Raw genomic sequence first — 310 nt, 5'->3', positions numbered from 1 at the left:
GGCAGCATCACGTCGAGCACGATGACCGCGTAATCGTTCTCCAGGGCCAGGTGCAACCCTTCGACGCCTTCACGGGCGACGTCGACGGTATAGCCTTGCTCCGTCAGGCCGCGGTGCAGGTAGTCGGCGGTTTTTTCTTCGTCTTCAATAATCAGTACACGCATGAGCCTTTTGTTCCAGGACGGGGCCTCAGCCTCAGTGTGTGATTGCCAGCTGGGGAGCTGGTTTGGGTCTGTGGAAAAACTTCTCGAGGTACAAGTATATGACCGGTGTGGTGAACAGCGTCAGCGCCTGGCTCACCAGCAACCCG

Annotated in this window: 2 protein-coding genes; both read right to left on the bottom strand. The window is 58.1% G+C overall.

Going from position 1 to position 310, the window contains the following annotated elements:
- On the bottom strand, positions 1-164 hold a 164-nt coding region (locus tag HX846_RS37850; RefSeq protein WP_178967541.1), incomplete at its 3' end, for a response regulator.
- Positions 165-195: 31 nt separating this feature from the next.
- The coding region (locus HX846_RS40525; RefSeq protein WP_372242077.1) for a hypothetical protein at positions 196-310 on the bottom strand (115 nt) is incomplete at its 5' end.

This window comes from Pseudomonas sp. K5002, assembly GCF_013386655.1.
Taxonomy (GTDB): Bacteria; Pseudomonadota; Gammaproteobacteria; order Pseudomonadales; family Pseudomonadaceae; genus Aquipseudomonas.
Note: the sequence above shows the minus strand (reverse complement) of the source record. Positions and strands in the feature narration are given on the sequence as shown.